This is a genomic window from uncultured Helicobacter sp. (assembly GCF_937906905.1).
Taxonomy (GTDB): Bacteria; Campylobacterota; Campylobacteria; order Campylobacterales; family Helicobacteraceae; genus Helicobacter_B.
Genome location: NZ_CALERY010000022.1, coordinates 1 through 15767, shown reverse-complemented (window position 1 = coordinate 15767; position 15767 = coordinate 1). Strand labels below are relative to the sequence as shown.

Genomic DNA, 15767 nt, shown 5'->3' with positions numbered 1-15767 from the left:
CTATTTGCCGAGATATACTTGCCTTGGGCGAGTGATTCTAGCACTTGTGTTTTTAGAATGCTCGATAAGCTGCGCACACCAGCCGGGCATCCTTCCTAGCACGAAAATTGGCGTGAAAAGCTGTGTGGGGATTTTGAGCGCGCTTAGGATAATACCGCTGTAAAAATCCACATTAGGATAGAGGTTGCGCGCTTTGAAGTAGTCATCTTGCAGGGCGACTTCTTCAAGCTTTTCTGCAATATCGCTTAGGCGGTGATCCATTTTGATCCCCTTTTTATCAAGCTCATCTTTGAGCGATTTAATCGCCTTAGCGCGTGGGTCGTAGCTTTTATACACCCTATGCCCAAATCCCATAATCCTAAAAGGATCGTTTTTATCCTTTGCCCTATCTACAAAGCTTGCGACATTTTTCACATCGCCAATCTCATTAAGCTGGCGCAAGACTGCTTCATTTGCTCCGCCGTGCGCTGGACCCCATAGCGCGTTGATCCCAGAAGCGATAGCTGCGTAAGGATGCACGCCTGTGGAAGCGACATTGCGCACGGTTGTGGTGGAGGCATTTTGCCCGTGGTCTGCGTGGAGGGTTAGGATTTTATCTAGGGCTTCTACTTCAAGTGGGGTGATTTCTTGCTCGCCTTTTAGTGTGTGCTTAAGTCTGCTGTGTGGATAGGCGCGAAGCATATATAAGAAGTTTTCTACATAGCTTTTACTAATATCTGGCTCGATAAATGGCGCACCTACGGAGTTGCGATAGCAAAAGGCTATCATTGTGGGGATTTTGGCGATGATTCTGCGTGCCATTGTTTGGTAGTCGTCTTCATCGTCCATTTCTTTGTGATCATAGTAGAGTGTGGCTAGCACAGAGACAAGCGCGGAGAGTGTCGCCATAGGGTGTGCAGAGTCTGGGAAAATACTAAAAATCCCCTTCAATCGCTCGTGCAAAAAGCTTCTATGGCGCAGCTCTAGATCAAACTCTAGTGATTCTTGCTCGTTTTTGGGCAGCTCATCGCTAATAAGCAGCTTACAAATATCAGTAAATTTGTATCGCGCAACTAAATCTTGGATAGGCATTCCCTTGTAGAGTAGCTCGCCTGCTGCGCCATCGATATAGCTAATGGTAGATTCACAGCCTGCGGTGCTACCATAGCCCGGATCATAGGCGAAAATCCCTGTGCTCTCAAAAAGCTTAGAAAAATTCACCGCTTTTGGACCTCTGGTGCAGTCGATGAGATCAAAATCCCAGCTTTGATTGGTCTCATTGTTGGTAAGAGTGATTGTTCCCATTGTGTGTCCTTTCGTTGTGGATTGCCTAACATTTTACCAGCATTTTGTGCATCGGGTAAAATATTTTTTACTTTTGGCTAGGATTAGTGGAGTTTCGTAACGACTGGGCAAGATTATTTAGAGCCAAAGGCAGAGTTGTGCCAAGAGCAAGCGAGCCAAGTAGCGTGCGCATAGCAGATAAGCGCTCTGGGGCTAGAAGCATACATAAGTGTGTAGGTATGGATTCTAGGCTTTTGGCGTGGATAATCGCACCCTGAACCGCCCAATGTATGATTTGCGCATGCTGATTCTTGGCGCTCTTAAATATGATACTAGGCACCTGTAAGGCAAGTAGCTCAAGCATACTTCCACCTCCAGCGCTAATGGCACAATCACATAAACACGCCAGAGCAAGAAACTCTGCTGGGCTTAGATTTCTATATAGGCTAAAACTCCCCGCAGGAAGCGCATTTGTGTCTAGCTCATGGGGATAGCCTCCACCTAGCACAATATGGAAATGCCAGCCAGAATCTAGCTTACTGGAATCTCTAGAATTTATGCTAGATTCTGGGCTATTGTAGCAGGTTGGTTTTGCGCTATTATCCCTCATAAACTGCGCAAGAGAATCCACAAAACCTTGCGTATAGTTTTCCCTATCTACTCCGCCAAAGCTCACAAACACTTGGCAAATACCACTTGCTAGCTGGGTTTGGGATTCTGGGATTTGATTGGGTGTAGATTCTGGAGGTTTTTGTGCTTGGCATTGTGGATTTAGCGCAAGATTTGCGCTAGAGTCTAAATGGTTTTTGGAGTTTGGAGAGCTAGATTCTAAGGCAGATTCTGGTGTATTGATAGTTTTTTGCTTACTAGAATCCACCAACCTCCAAGGCATGGGTGATGAAGTAGGTAAGATTACATACTCCTCCCCACACCACAGCGTGTAGTCGCATGCAGCAAAGCGTTCTTGCGAAAAAAACTCATAGCTCTCTGGCAAGGAGCTTAGTATAATACTGCGTGGAGGGTAGATGGTGCGCTGGGTATCATCTAGGCAAATGAGTGCTTGGGCATTTTGTGCCAGGGCGGTATAAATATGAGAATCTGCCTCATAGCTATCGATGATAACAATATCAAATGGGCATATTGCAAGAGTATGATTCTTGTGATGATCTTGCCCTTGCTTGTGATGCTTTTGCTGTCTAGAAGCATAGTTATTTATTAAGTCCTGTATCCGCTCTCCATTATTCCAATCCTGCCCATCATAGTGTAATTTTATAACACTCTCTATGCTTTCTTGCGCAAGCAGTGTGCGTAGATTTGGAGAAAAGTCCCCGCGATTGTGCAAGATGATGGTATGGATTTGGGGGAGCTTAGCACAGAGTAGAGCGAGCTTCAAGCAGCGGTAAAAATGCCCCAACCCATACATACTACCGCTCTCACAAAATATATCAATCCTCATCGTCTTGTCCTATGGGCAGCACCCACATCATATAATCCCATTATCATCATAGCACTCTATCGCGGATTCTGCTAGAATCCAGCCTTATTCTACGCAATCTAGGCGCGAAGCTCATCTACAAGCGCGGCAGTTATGTTGTGTGCCACATTTGGCTGCACGCTGCCTAGCTGGATTCTGCGCTCATCGTAGAAGCTAAGGACTTTTTGCCAATCTTTAGCAAACCCTCTCACGCTACATACTTCCATGACATCATATTTCTCCCAAAGCCCATCGCTATCGCGAAATGCCCCAAGCCCACTCTCTGCACTTAGTCCTGCACCGCTAAATATCATAATTTGCTTCATACCGCTCCTTGTGTTTATTGATAGTTTATGTGGCGACTTATGTTTGTATTGGTGCTTTGATTCTGGGGCTGGACATGTTTAATGCCCAATATCAATCACACGCGTTTGCACATCGTGGGGGATTTTTTTCTTATCCCATTCGCGGTTTTTGTAGGTTTTATTGATCCTGCTGGACTCCTCGCCAATCTCTTGGGGCAGGGAGCTAGAGGCTGCATTTTGCTTATGCAATTTAGGCGTCATGGCTTTGTCGCTAAGTTTAGCATCTTGGCTTTTTGCACGCTCTTTATCTGATGGAGTGGTCGAAAGGTAGGCTTCGGTGGGGCTTTGGTGCTCTGGGGTGTTTGGAGATGTGCTTTTTGAAATGGATTCTGGAGAATCCGGTTTGGATTCTTGGGGTTTATGTGCTTGCGGGGCTGCAGGGTGTTGGAAAGGGGATTTTGGTGCGTGTAAATCTTTTGGCTCTTTGAAAAGCACACGGCGGATAATATTGCCATTTCGCAACACCATATAGCCCAAAATTTTCCCGCGCTTATAGTCGATAATATCAACCCTATCCTCGCTTGGTGGTTTTTGGTTTGTAGGCTCATCGATGAGAGAATCCACACGCGCAGAAATAGCGCTGGCATCATGCTTAGGAAGTGGATTCTGGGGGGGATTAGTGCCAGAATCCTGGTTGGGCTCTGTGCTAGATTCCAACAGAGCAAAATCGCTAGATTCTGGGATTTGCGCTAGGGCTTGTGTAGATAGCGAAAAAAAGAGAAAAAGCAGCATGTGGTATTTTGTGATGATTCTCATCGCATTCCTTATGGTTTTTGGTTTTAACATGGGCTTGCAAGCATTATTGCGCTATTATATACCAAAAATCACATAAGGAGCTCTCATGTCAAGCAAGTTACTTCAGTCTATCCATACACCAAATGCTCCAGAAGCCATAGGTCCATATTCACAGGCGATAAAGGCTGGGGGGTTTGTTTTTACATCAGGCGCAATTGCGCTAAAGCCTGATGGCACATTCCTGGAGGGTGATATAGAAGCCCAGAGCGAGCAAGCACTGCGCAATCTCCGCGCTATCCTTGAGGCAAGCGGTGTGGGATTAGCCCAGGTAGTAAAAACAACCTGCTTCCTTGTAAATATGGAGGATTTTGCTGCATTCAACGCGGTGTATGCGAAGTTTTTTGACGAACATAAGCCTGCTAGAAGCACAATCGCAGTAAAAACCCTGCCAAAAAACGCGCTCATCGAAATCGAAGCCATAGCTGTTTTAAGCTAATTCCAAAAATTTTGTGCTATAATCGCGCCCTTGCAAGCATTATTATCGCCTATCACGCATAATAATCGAGCAATATCATTAGCAAAGGAAAGACATGTATGCGATTTTAAAGAATGGAGGCAAGCAATACAAGGTAGAGCAAGGGAGCATTATCCTGCTTGATAAACTAAGCCTTGAGCCGAAGTCAAAAATCAGCTTCGAAGAAGTTCTCGCTATACACGATGGCAAATCCCTTGTCGTGGGCACGCCATTTGTCTCTGGGGCGAAAATCGAAGCTGAAGTCATCAATGAGGGTCGCGGGAAGAAAGTCATCACTTTCAAAAAACGCAGAAGAAAAGATAGCAAGACTAAGCGTGGATTCCGCCGAGATTTCACACGCGTGAGAATCCTAAGTATCGCAAGTAAATAAGGAGCAAGATTATGGCACACAAGAAAGGTCAGGGTAGCACCCAGAATAATAGAGATTCTGCGGGAAGAAGATTAGGTGTTAAGAAGTTTGGCTCGCAGTTTGTGCGCGCTGGCAATATCATTATCCGCCAAAGAGGCACAAAAGTGCATCCGGGCGATAATGTCGGCATGGGAAAAGACCACACGATCTACGCGCTCATCGATGGAGTCGTGCAATTCTCTCAAAAAACAAAAGAGCGTAAAAAAGTCTCTGTTATCCCTGCTTCATAAATCTACATAGTTAAATTTAAGCAAGCATTGCGCTTGCTTAAATACGCTTTTTCTATTCTCGCCACATTTAAGGAGTCATCATGTCAAATATCACAAGCAAATTTTCTATGCCTGCTTTTTTGCTTACCCCTTTTTCTGGGCGCTTTGCTCACATTGTGCTTGTCGTGGCATTGGGATTTGGGGCTGTGGCACATGCAGCGGATTTTAAGGAGCAAGATTTAGCAGAATCTAAAGCCACAGAATCCAGCGCAAAAGCACCTATAAGCCAATCTTATAAAAAGGCGTTTGAGAAATTTTTAGCAGTGTCTAAGACTAATAGCGTGATCAATGACCTAAAAGATGGGCAATCAATTGATATGCTGCTAAATCAAATTCTATCAAAGGCAAACACCGCCACCGCCGCGCAAAAAAAGGAAATCGAAAAAGTCGTGCGCGCTACATTTAGGCAAATCGCTGATGACCTACAAGAAGCTATGCTAGAAATCTATCAAAAATACTACACCGAAGCAGATCTAAACGAGCTAAGCGCGTTTTATCAATCGGGCATGGGCAAGAAGCTAGCTGATAACACGATGAATATTATGCGCGATTCACAAGAGCTCGTGCAAGTCCTGATTGAGCGTCATGTCCTAGAAATGGAGCACAAACTCCAAGCTATAGAAAAGCGCTCTCAAAAGTCCAAATAATCGCACATCAGGGATAAAAAGGTTAAAGGTGTTGCATGTTTGTCGATAGTGCGGATATTTTTGTCGCTTCTGGAAATGGCGGCGCTGGGGCGGTGAGCTTTAGGCGAGAGAAGTTTGTCATACAGGGCGGACCTGATGGCGGCGATGGTGGCAAAGGCGGTGATGTTATTATCGAGGTCGATAATAACGCCGATACACTCTCGCGCTTCCGCGGGAGCAAGCACCACAAAGCCCAGCATGGGGAGCCGGGCAAATCCCGCCGCTGCACAGGGAAAAATGGCGCTGACATGGTGGTGAAAGTCCCGCTTGGCACGCAGATTTTCGCGTTTGATAGCGGGGAGCTGCTAGCGGATTTAGATCACGCTGGCGCTAGGATCACGCTGCTTAAAGGCGGTAAAGGCGGACTTGGCAATGCGCGCTTCAAAAATGCGAGCAATCAAGCCCCAACCTACGCGCAAAAGGGCATAGCAGGTGAGAGCCTACATATCCGCCTAGAGCTAAAGCTTATCGCTGATGTAGGGCTTGTAGGCTATCCAAATGTTGGGAAGTCTAGCCTTATCTCCACACTCTCTAACGCTAGACCAGAAGTAGCAAACTATGAATTTACCACGCTCACGCCGCATTTAGGCGTGGTGGAAGTCGATGAGCTGCGCTCGTTTGTGATGGCAGATATACCTGGGATTATCGATGGCGCGAGTCAAGGCAGGGGGCTTGGGCTAGAGTTTTTAAAGCATATTGAGCGCACGAAATGCCTACTATTTGTGCTTGATGGTCTGCGTGATCTAGCAAGCCAATACCACAATCTCCGCATGGAGATTGAAAACTTTAGCCGTGATTTGCATACTAGACCATTTGCTATTGTGGTGAGCAAAATTGATATATTTACTGGTGCCAATAATGAAGAAGGCAACTACTTGGCGATACAATTTGCAAAGTTTGTGGAATCTTTTGGTGCAAAATCTATAAAAAATCTTGAATATATCCCAGAATCTACGAGCCCAGAGCTTCTAAATACAAAGCCCCCCATGAGTAATGACCACCCGGATAAAACTCATGTAGATTCTAGTAGCAATGCCACTTCTCCATTTGCCCCAATTTTTGTGCTTGGAATCTCTTCTGTTGCGCATACCAATACGGATAAACTAAAATTCATTCTTCATAATGCCCTAGGCAAGATACAGCATTAAAAGCAGTTAAATTTGTGGCTATATCTAAAGCGCCATACGCACAGAGTCAAAGAGTGCGTCCATATTTTGATCTGGAATAAAATACGCCACTCCTAATCGCTTCGCTTCTTCCGCCGTGTCATAGTCTGGCATTTTTGCTACTACAAGACAAAATATCACGGGCTTTGTGGGCTCTTTTTGCGGAAGATTTTTTGTATTTTGGATAAAATCTAGCGCGCTCATCTCACCGATTTTCTCATCAAGCACGATAATGTCTTGGTGCGATGTCGCAAGGAGTTTTAGTGCATTTATTGGGTTTTTCTCTACGCTCACACTAAGCGTGGAATCAATCTTTTCAATCACTTCTTTGAATTTCAGTCCATCTACCGCCGAGCTTCGAAGCACTAATACATTTTTATGGCTTATTTCTTCTAGGTATTTAAGTAGATTAAAAAGCTCTTTAGTTTTTGGCGAAGCTTTAGTTCTATCGAGACCTCGTAGAAAGTAGCGCAGGAAAGTTTTTGACGAGAATCCTCCCTCAATACGCGCATCACGGAAAAATTTTCGCACGATTTGGGATTTTTTCGCACGATCCCATAGCTCTTTGTCTAAATCATAGGCTTTAGAGTTGAGCAGCCCCACGAAACGATCTTTGATCTCACGCAACATGGGCGCATACACATCGACAAACTCTTGAAAATGAATGTCCTTAAACTTTTTGAGTCGCTCGCGTTCGTGTGCTAGCCACTCCTGCCGTGTAGCGATAAACTGGATAAGATCGACATATGTTCTGCGCATGAGTTTGACTTCTTTTTCAAACCGCAGATACTCCACTCCACCGCGTCCAGAGCTACTAGCCATGCGCTGCAATCGCTTCTCGTTGGCTTCAAGATTTGTGCCTAGCACTTGGGATTGGGCTTTGGCATTATTGAGTGCCAGCTGGGTAGCCTCGATGTCTTTCTCGACTTTGATGTATTCTATCTGCTTGGCAAGGAAGATTTTCTCAAACGCATAGGCTGGTGTGTATTGTGCTTTTTTCACATAGTTTTCAAACTCGCGCCACAGGTGGTTGATTTCCATTTTTGATGTGCGTAGCTGCTCATTCTCCACGAGATTATCCATCTCACACAGATCGTTATACGCAGTGAGCAAGAAGCGACGCATACGCAAAAAGTCCAAGCTCAAATGCCCTTCAACAAAATCTTTATACTCAAGCAATATCTCATTTTCCCTAGCAAAAAACTCTTCGATACAGACATTTGGGAGCTTTGTCATGGGGATTTCATCAGGATCGATTGGCTTTGGTTTGATTTTTGCGCGCGTTACCACACGCATTTCTACTTCAAACTCCACCTCCTCGCCCACTGCCATTGCACCAGAATCCTCGTCCCAAACCGAAAAATCAAAATCATAGACACGCTGATTGAGATCTTGTTCTATCTTGCCCTTTTTGGTGCTCTCATCAATTACAATTAGTTTCCCTGTTAGCATAAACCACCACTCCCTACATGTCCGCTAAATCCGGCGAACAAACACTACAAATGAGTCTTACAACATTCTCCATTATAGCAGATATCCTAGAAACTTTTGTAGATTTGTTATAATAGCGCGCATGCAGAGTATAGGGTCAATCACAAAGTTAAGTCGGGCTGACAATAGAGCAGAATCTAAAATCCAAAAGCCAATGTAAGGAATACACAATGAGTATATGTAAAAATATGGTAGCGTTTTTTGCGGGGGTTTTTATGCTGGCGTTTGCGCCACTTGCTGCAGCGCTAGATTTTAGCGTCTGTCAAAACTACTACAAACAAGCCACTGCAAACATAGATTCTGTGCGCGTGTATTCTGTGCTCTATAATGACACTCCTCATCTCATCGCCTTTTCACAAAAACCCCTGCGCTCCCCGCGCATCATTAAGGCTGATCCATTCCTGGGGCTCTATCTTTTCTCTGGCAAATTACCAAAAAGCTACCACCTAAAGCCGCTTGATAGCTTCGCGCACTCTCTTCCGCTTGCTGCAGTGAGTGCTACGCATGCTCTACAAGGCAGCGTGCTAAACTTTGAAAAAGGTGTGTTTGATCTGGGAAAATTTAGCACGACTCTACCTAAAGATTCTGTCATTAGCACGATTTGCTACCAAAGCTATGGGATTAGTGCGTATGGGCAGTATTTTGTCCCTAAGCTTCTTATTGACCGCTTTTTAAGCCCACGCGGCGGACGCTATGGAGATATAGGAGTGCGTGTTACGCCAAACACCCAAGCCTCCACAAACTCAAAACACCCAAGAGGTGTCATCGTTGAACAGCTTGATATATTTTTTCCAAAAACTTTCCTAAAACCCCAAGATACAATTCTCTCTATCAATGGCAGAGCAATTGAATCTATGGCGGATTTTGAATGGATAGTCGCAGATCTTGCTCCAGAATCTAGCGCAAGTGTGAAAGTCCTGCGGGGGAGTCGCATACTAAGCGGAGAAGTGCGTGTAGGTAAGCGCTATGGTGGTGGGCTTTTGCAGGATACATTTTTCGAGCGCTATGGCGTGCTTATCGATAGGGATTTGATAATTCGCGCTATGCCTAAACCCTTGCCCAATAATCTACGCCAGCTAAGTGTGGGGGATAAAATCCTATGGATTGATAAAACACCTGTGAAAAAAGACGCAAATTTCTGGCATTTTAGGCAGCTTTTCTCACAAGCCTTTGTGCGAGGCAAAGTCGAGCTGCTTGTGCTGCATGAAGGCGTAGAGATTTTTATCCGATCTAAACTATAAAAGCGTGTAAAAATGACAAATGAGCAGGCAAAATGAGTCGCGATACAGCAAGCCAAACAAAACAAGTTGGGATTTTTGCCATTATCTGCGAGGATTTTCTCACTCCCTCACGCAATGATCCAGCTCTCAAATCCAAAATCGAGCTCCTTTTCAATTATCCTGGTGTCATGGCACTGGTGCATTATCGTATCGCACATGCGCTATATGAGCGTGGGTTTAGGATTCTAGCGCGTATGATTATGGGGTTTATGCAGTTTCTTACCAACATCGACATTCACCCAGCTGCACGCATTGGCAGGCGGGTATTTATCGATCATGGCATTGGGGTGGTGATTGGGGAAACGGCAATTGTGGGCGATGATGTTACAATTTATCAGGGAGTTAGTTTGGGCGGGGTGAGTTTGGCACGACAGAAGCGCCACCCTACACTAGAATCCGGTGTCGTCATAGGCGCTGGAGCAAAGGTGCTAGGAGATATCACCATAGGGCAAGGGGCAAAAATTGGAGCAAACTCCGTGGTGCTAAAAGATGTCCCAGCAGGCGCCACGGCAGTGGGGATTCCAGCGCGCATTCTCCCGCCTAGAGCTAGCACTTCAGTCAATCCACAAACCCCATTGCAACAGGACTTAGTGCTAGAATCTAGCACTAAGAAGCCTATATTGCCAGAATCTAATATCTTAGATTCCAATACCCCAGAATCTAAGGATATAAAATCTCACGCACTAGATTCTCATACAAGCCTATATGCCAATCCACTTGCCCAAAGCAGTGGCACAAGTGGTGATCTCCCAGACATTAGTAAGCAAGCATTTCTCTATCTGCTCGAGCGTGTGGAGATTCTTGAGCTGGAGAATCGCTTGCTGCGTGAAGACACACGAAAGAATCTAGAAAATCATAAAAAACCAGAGAAGCAAAAAACTCCGCGACATCAAGAAAGAAGTGCGGAAAATCCAGAGATTCCAGACTATGAAAACACCCAAAATGTGCTTAAGCGCAAAAAGCTAGAGCTAGAAGAGCGATATGGCAGCTATGTGCAAGCCTTGCGAAATGACGGATAGCTCTTGCACAAACCACTTTGCACCTTTTTCTGCTTCTCTCCCTGCTTGCGTTGTGCTTACATTGCCTATTTGTCCAGATTCTCTTACACAGCATGCCGCCCTAATTACTCTACATTACTTAACTAATAAAAAATTACTCAATAAGACTAATAAAACTTTATAGTATTTGTATAAAGTTTTTGCATATTTATCAATTCCTTGCTATAATTGCCAGCTTTATAACCGATATCCATTCCAAAAGGAGACCACCATGGGAAAAAAGATGACATTCCAAACTGAAATCAAACAGCTGCTTGATCTTATGATCCACTCGCTGTATTCTAACAAGGAAATCTTCCTGCGCGAGCTTGTGAGTAACGCCTCTGATGCGCTAGATAAGCTAAATTACCTTACTATAAGCGATGACAAATTTAAAGGGATAGCCTTTGATCCACGCATTGACATTAGCTTTGATGAGAAAAAGGGCGTGATTACAATCACAGACTCTGGCGTGGGTATGGACGAGGGCGAGCTTATCGACAATCTAGGCACAATCGCTAAATCTGGCACAAAAGGCTTCTTAAACGCGTTAAGCGGTGATGCGAAAAAGGATTCCGCGCTTATTGGGCAATTTGGCGTGGGATTCTACTCCGCATTTATGGTCGCAGAGAAAGTTGTCGTTACTACCAAAAAGGCTGGAAGCGAGCAGGCGTATAGCTGGATAAGCGATGGTAGTGGGGAATATGAGATTTTAGAGTGTAAGAAAGACACGCATGGCACTCAAATCGCGCTTTATTTGAAAAAAGATGAAAAGCAGTTTGCTAGCCGCTGGGAGATAGAATCGATTATCAAAAAATATTCCGAACATGTCGCATTCCCCATTTTTCTCCACTATGAGGAGACAAAATATGCCACAGAAGAAGAGAAAAAAGAGGGCAAAAAAGATGAGACATTGCAAAAATGTGAGCAGCTAAACACCGCCAAGGCTATCTGGAAAATCGCTAAAACCGAGCTAAAAGATGAAGATTATAAAGAATTCTACAAAGGTTTTGCGCATGATAATAGCGAGCCATTAAGCTGGATTCATACGAAAGTCGAGGGCAATCTAGAATACACTACGCTATTTTTCATTCCAGCTGTGGCGCCATTTGATCTCTATCGAGTGGATTATCGATCGGGTGTGAAACTCTATGTCAAGCGCGTTTTCATCACCGATGATGACAAAGAGCTTTTGCCCCAATATCTGCGCTTCGTGCGAGGCGTGATTGATAGCGAGGATCTACCGCTTAATGTCAGTCGCGAGATCTTGCAGCAAAACAAGATTCTCGCCAATATCAAATCTGCCAGCACCAAAAAGATTCTAGGCGAGATTGCCAAGCTTGCCAAAGATGATGAAAAATACAAGAGCTTCTATGCCCAATTTGGCAAGGTGCTCAAAGAAGGTCTCTATGGAGATTTTGAAAATAAAGACAAGATTTTAGAGCTTTTGCGATTCGACTCAAGCAAGGCAGAGAATCTAAGCCTAAAATCCTACAAAGATGCCATGCCAAAAGAGCAAAAAAGTATCTACTATCTCATCGGTGAGAACAAAGACCTACTCAAAGCCTCCCCGCTCCTAGAGAAATACGCTAGACTCGGGTTTGATGTGCTGCTTTTGGGCGATGAGATTGATGGCTTTGTTATGCCAGGTGTGGGCGAATATGATAAAACCCCACTTAAAGATGCTGCTAGTAGCGAGGCACTCAAAGAGCTAGGCGAGGAGAATGTCAATGAAGAGACAAAAAAACGCTTCGAGCCTATCGTGCAGGGATTCAAAGACGCGCTTGGTGAAGAGATAAAAGACATCGAACTAAGCGCTAGCCTAAGCTCACCTATCGCGCTTATTGGCGATGAGCAAAATGCTATGATGGCAAATCTTATGCGACAAATGGGACAAGAGCCGCCAAAAGCTAAAAAGACTCTCCAGATCAATGTCAATCATAGTATTTTTGCCAAGCTCATAGATTCTGGTGCAGACTCTAGCCTAGAATCTAGCAAGCTCCAAAATATCGCACATCTACTCTATGATAGTGCCAAGCTCCTAGAATCCGGCAGCCTAGAGAGCGCGAAAGATTTTACTGCAAGACTACATGCACTTATCCAAGAAAGTCTAGAAAAATAGCCAAGAGTGATAATGCAGCCAAAATCCCCGCGCCAATCCCCATTTGGCACCAACGCATGGAGGCTATGCCAGAGGGCATGTTGTAGCCTCTGGCACCATGTAAGCGCAAGCGACTACAACGCCAAGGTGCTACTACTTTTTATCCTCTATGTGGTAGTGCTTGTTTGCGCACTGCCAGAATCTATAGCCTACCTTGTGTTTATACCATTTATGAAGCTCGTTATGTATTTCGCGGAGAATTTCATCGGGATTATGGTGCTATTTTTGGCATTTATCTTGAGTGATCGCTTCAAGATTTTGCGCCATTATATGTTGCTTTTCTTGCTCTATCTAGCATGTGCGTATCCTAGCTTACAGCTTGGGGGCGAGATTTTTCCCGTGCAATGGTTTCTGGGCATAGCGCTCGAGCCACTTTCGCTACTAAAATCCAGCGATTATGTCATGCTTTTTGCTTACTATGGCAAGGGGATTGTGTGGGTGTTTTTGACATTTGCGGTGTTTGACCTGGTGTTTGCCCTGCTGCAATCGCGCAATTTTTTAGAAAAATCCAGCAAAAGCCACAGCGACAAATTCAAGGCAAAGATTCCGCGCCTTATCTATGAGAATCTAACTTTCGCGCTTGTGCTTTATGGCGCTGTGTTTGGGATTTATAGCTATGATGGCGGCACGATAGTGCTTTATTAGATTCTGCTATCAAGTCTCCTGTGCTTATAAGGAAATCCATGAAAAAGCTTCTTGTATTCTTGCTATTGCTCTGCGCTGGCACACTTGGTGCGTATGAAAATCTACTTGGCGTGAGTGCGTATTCGCTTAGCAAACTCACGCGCTTTGAGGTGGAATCTATGCGCATTGGTGAGTATGAAATTATCATTCCCTACGAGGTGGAGAACGCGTTTCTCTCGTTTAGCGGCGTGCGTGTGGGTGGAATTGTCGGGTGCAATAACTTCTCTGCCTCCTATGAGATTCAAGGTGGTGGGCGAGTGCTTATCGTAGGCTCTGGCGCGCTTACTCGCAAAATGTGTGCTAGCAGCCTAGAGTCTCAAATCGAGACAATTTTTGCGCGCAATTTCAGTGGGCGCTTCATCGTGCAAGGCGATGATGAGATGATCGAGCTTGTGGGCGATAATGGATTTCGCATTCGGCTTGTGCCAGCAGTTAGTATGGAGCCAGATTTTATAAGGTAGATTAAGTGCGGCGAGCGTAAGCAGGCATAAATATTGTCTCCATGTAGTTTCAAAAGCGTTTGGGTAGGGTAGGGCGGTGATTTTATATATCCATATTCCATTTTGTGCGAGTAAATGCGGCTACTGCGCATTTAACTCCGCTGTGATTCCAGATACTAAGCTCCATGAAGCCTATCTCCAAAGCCTTATTGTCGATATCCGCGCCACATTAGAGGCATATAGAGCTGGGGAGCTTTTAGAATTTTTAGATTCTGGTGGAGAATCTAGCACCACAAAGCATATTCCAGAATCCACCACACCAAAATCCAAAAATCCCACCGCACTGGATCGAGCCAATCTTCGCAGTATTTACATCGGCGGAGGCACACCAAGCCTGCTGCCAAGCCACGCCTATGAGCGGATTTTCGCCGAGATTGATAGGCATTGTGCTTTAAGTAAAATCACTGAAATCACAATCGAAGCCAATCCCAACTCTCTGCAAGCGCAGTGGTGCAAGGATCTAGCAGGCTTTGGGGCAAGCCGCATAAGCTTTGGGGTGCAGAGCTTTGATCCGCGCAAGCTTGTATTTTTGGAGCGCGAGCATAGTGGGCGAGACATTTACCACGCTTTAGAAATCGCGCAAGTTTTCCCACATAGAAGCATTGATATGATGTATGGCACGCCCTTTGATGATGAAGCTACGCTGCGCGCGGATATGCAGAAAGCCTGCGCGCTTGATATTGACCACCTCTCCGCCTACTCGCTAATGATAGAAGATGGCGCGCGATTTGCCCATAAGCATAAGTCCCTAGCCGCGCCAAGCCCAGCGCAAAAAGATAGCCTAGAGAAGCAAGCACACATCGTGCGTGAAGTAGCTTTGGCACAGGGCTTTTGCCACTATGAAGTCTCCAACTTCGCCCGCCCCTACAAATGCCTGCACAATCGCGCATATTGGGCTGGGGAGGAGTATTTGGGCTGTGGCGTGGGGGCAGTGGGTAGGGTAGGGCAGGTGCGCTATGAGCGGCAAAAGGATCTGCGAGCTTATATCGCCAACCCTTTGGCAAAGCAGTGCGAGAGCCTAGCTTTAAGCGATCTAGCCTTTGAGGCGGTGTTTTTGGGGCTTAGGAGTGAAGTGGGCGTGGATATCGCTGCGGTATCTGCTTATATCAATCCCAATCGCTTGAGCATCTTGCTAGAAGAAAAAATGTGTATCGTGCAAGGCGGCAGGCTCATAGCAAGCGATATATTTCTAGCTGATGAGATCACTCTGTGGCTTACGCGCTAACCCCCTAGAATCCACTTTTTTAAAAACGCCCTTTTTCTTGTCATATTGAGCCTTTAGGCGAAATATCTCTTGTCGTTGCGAGCCGCTTTAGCGGCGCGGCAATCTATTTTCCACTCTCCCTCTCCGTCATTGCGAGCTTTGCGGTAGCAAAGCGTGGCAATCCATAAGCTAGAATCTAGTGAAAAAGTGGATTCTAGGATTAAGTAAGAAATCTAAAAAAGCAACCAAAGGATTCTAGGGTTGAAGCAAATTTTGAGAGTAAAACGATTCTAAGATTTACTAAAGAAGCTACGCTTTGCGGTGGGGCTAGTGGGCTTTAAGGGAGAAAGTCAAAAAGTGGATTCTAGGTTTTTGTGTTTGTGTTTATGGATTGCCACGCCTTGCGGTGCAAGGCTCGCAATGACGGAGAAAAGCTAAAAATGTAAAAAAGTCAGCAAAGGATTCTAGGATTTTGGAGTTAGAATCGTGGCTTTGCAAGGCGAGACAA

14 protein-coding genes and 2 pseudogenes are annotated in these 15767 nt (G+C 45.2%); 11 read left to right on the top strand and 5 right to left on the bottom strand.

All coding sequences use genetic code 11. From position 1 onward, the window contains the following. From Q0171_RS05325 to Q0171_RS05310, 4 genes and pseudogenes are all read right to left on the bottom strand, one after another. Complete coding sequence (locus Q0171_RS05325) at positions 1–1284, bottom strand: citrate synthase (RefSeq protein WP_299327504.1); 1284 nt, start codon at positions 1282–1284, stop codon at positions 1–3. A gap of 67 nt (positions 1285–1351) precedes the next feature. Then, entirely contained in the window at positions 1352–2719 is a 1368-nt protein-coding gene (locus tag Q0171_RS05320) for a hypothetical protein (RefSeq protein ID WP_299327502.1), read from the bottom strand. 119 nt (positions 2720–2838) lie between these two features. Beyond that, a pseudogene (locus Q0171_RS05315) lies at positions 2839–3063 on the bottom strand (Sir2 family NAD-dependent protein deacetylase); the annotation flags it as partial. 78 nt (positions 3064–3141) lie between these two features. After that, on the bottom strand, positions 3142–3858 hold the full coding sequence (locus Q0171_RS05310; protein WP_299327500.1) for a hypothetical protein: 717 nt from the start codon (positions 3856–3858) through the stop codon (positions 3142–3144). A gap of 85 nt (positions 3859–3943) precedes the next feature. Here Q0171_RS05310 and Q0171_RS05305 point away from each other — a divergent pair, with 85 nt between their 5' ends. From Q0171_RS05305 to obgE, 5 genes are all read left to right on the top strand, one after another. Then, a complete protein-coding gene (locus Q0171_RS05305; RefSeq protein ID WP_299327498.1) occupies positions 3944–4333 on the top strand; it encodes a RidA family protein in 390 nt (129 codons plus the stop codon). 94 nt (positions 4334–4427) lie between these two features. Next, positions 4428–4742, top strand: coding sequence for a 50S ribosomal protein L21 (gene rplU, locus Q0171_RS05300; RefSeq protein ID WP_299327496.1), 315 nt, complete (start codon positions 4428–4430; stop codon positions 4740–4742). Positions 4743–4753: 11 nt separating this feature from the next. Continuing rightward, positions 4754–5011: a 50S ribosomal protein L27 gene (gene rpmA, locus Q0171_RS05295; RefSeq protein WP_299327494.1), complete on the top strand. Its 258-nt coding sequence runs from the start codon at positions 4754–4756 to the stop codon at positions 5009–5011. Positions 5012–5091: 80 nt separating this feature from the next. Beyond that, positions 5092–5697, top strand: a complete 606-nt coding sequence (locus Q0171_RS05290) for a DUF2059 domain-containing protein (RefSeq protein ID WP_299327492.1) — start codon at positions 5092–5094, stop codon at positions 5695–5697. Positions 5698–5732: 35 nt separating this feature from the next. Beyond that, complete coding sequence (obgE, locus tag Q0171_RS05285) at positions 5733–6884, top strand: GTPase ObgE (RefSeq protein ID WP_299327490.1); 1152 nt, start codon at positions 5733–5735, stop codon at positions 6882–6884. A gap of 24 nt (positions 6885–6908) precedes the next feature. Here obgE and Q0171_RS05280 read toward each other — a convergent pair whose 3' ends face one another. Continuing rightward, on the bottom strand, positions 6909–8354 hold the full coding sequence (locus Q0171_RS05280) for a hypothetical protein (RefSeq protein ID WP_299327488.1): 1446 nt from the start codon (positions 8352–8354) through the stop codon (positions 6909–6911). Positions 8355–8563: 209 nt separating this feature from the next. On the opposite strand from Q0171_RS05280, the gene Q0171_RS05275 reads away from it, so the two are divergent. The 6 genes and pseudogenes from Q0171_RS05275 (at position 8564) to hemW (ending at position 15280) form a co-directional block, all read left to right on the top strand. Continuing rightward, on the top strand, positions 8564–9634 hold the full coding sequence (locus Q0171_RS05275) for a PDZ domain-containing protein (RefSeq protein ID WP_299327486.1): 1071 nt from the start codon (positions 8564–8566) through the stop codon (positions 9632–9634). 32 nt (positions 9635–9666) lie between these two features. Continuing rightward, a pseudogene (cysE, locus tag Q0171_RS05270) lies at positions 9667–10209 on the top strand (serine O-acetyltransferase); the annotation flags it as partial. Positions 10210–10942: 733 nt separating this feature from the next. Further along, positions 10943–12832: a molecular chaperone HtpG gene (htpG, locus tag Q0171_RS05265; protein ID WP_299327484.1), complete on the top strand. Its 1890-nt coding sequence runs from the start codon at positions 10943–10945 to the stop codon at positions 12830–12832. A 12-nt stretch (positions 12833–12844) separates the two neighbouring features. Then, the gene (locus Q0171_RS05260; RefSeq protein ID WP_299327482.1) at positions 12845–13516 is read left to right on the top strand and encodes a hypothetical protein; all 672 of its coding nucleotides are present in this window, start codon (positions 12845–12847) and stop codon (positions 13514–13516) included. 38 nt (positions 13517–13554) lie between these two features. Then, positions 13555–14016: an META domain-containing protein gene (locus Q0171_RS05255; RefSeq protein WP_299327480.1), complete on the top strand. Its 462-nt coding sequence runs from the start codon at positions 13555–13557 to the stop codon at positions 14014–14016. Positions 14017–14092: 76 nt separating this feature from the next. Then, positions 14093–15280 carry a radical SAM family heme chaperone HemW gene (hemW, locus tag Q0171_RS05250; protein WP_299327477.1) on the top strand — a complete coding sequence of 396 codons (1188 nt, stop codon included), beginning with the start codon at positions 14093–14095 and terminating at the stop codon, positions 15278–15280. Positions 15281–15767 lie beyond the last annotated feature (487 nt).

Excerpts from the sequence above, each read along its gene's own strand:
- Q0171_RS05325 (WP_299327504.1), bottom strand. The coding sequence starts at position 1,284 with ATGGGAACAATCACTCTTACCAACAATGAGACCAATCAAAGCTGGGAT.
- Q0171_RS05320 (WP_299327502.1), bottom strand. The coding sequence starts at position 2,719 with ATGAGGATTGATATATTTTGTGAGAGCGGTAGTATGTATGGGTTGGGG.
- Q0171_RS05310 (WP_299327500.1), bottom strand. The coding sequence starts at position 3,858 with ATGAGAATCATCACAAAATACCACATGCTGCTTTTTCTCTTTTTTTCG.
- Q0171_RS05305 (WP_299327498.1), top strand. The coding sequence starts at position 3,944 with ATGTCAAGCAAGTTACTTCAGTCTATCCATACACCAAATGCTCCAGAA.
- rplU (WP_299327496.1), top strand. The coding sequence starts at position 4,428 with ATGTATGCGATTTTAAAGAATGGAGGCAAGCAATACAAGGTAGAGCAA.
- rpmA (WP_299327494.1), top strand. The coding sequence starts at position 4,754 with ATGGCACACAAGAAAGGTCAGGGTAGCACCCAGAATAATAGAGATTCT.
- Q0171_RS05290 (WP_299327492.1), top strand. The coding sequence starts at position 5,092 with ATGTCAAATATCACAAGCAAATTTTCTATGCCTGCTTTTTTGCTTACC.
- obgE (WP_299327490.1), top strand. The coding sequence starts at position 5,733 with ATGTTTGTCGATAGTGCGGATATTTTTGTCGCTTCTGGAAATGGCGGC.
- Q0171_RS05280 (WP_299327488.1), bottom strand. The coding sequence starts at position 8,354 with ATGCTAACAGGGAAACTAATTGTAATTGATGAGAGCACCAAAAAGGGC.
- Q0171_RS05275 (WP_299327486.1), top strand. The coding sequence starts at position 8,564 with ATGAGTATATGTAAAAATATGGTAGCGTTTTTTGCGGGGGTTTTTATG.
- htpG (WP_299327484.1), top strand. The coding sequence starts at position 10,943 with ATGGGAAAAAAGATGACATTCCAAACTGAAATCAAACAGCTGCTTGAT.
- Q0171_RS05260 (WP_299327482.1), top strand. The coding sequence starts at position 12,845 with ATGCAGCCAAAATCCCCGCGCCAATCCCCATTTGGCACCAACGCATGG.
- Q0171_RS05255 (WP_299327480.1), top strand. The coding sequence starts at position 13,555 with ATGAAAAAGCTTCTTGTATTCTTGCTATTGCTCTGCGCTGGCACACTT.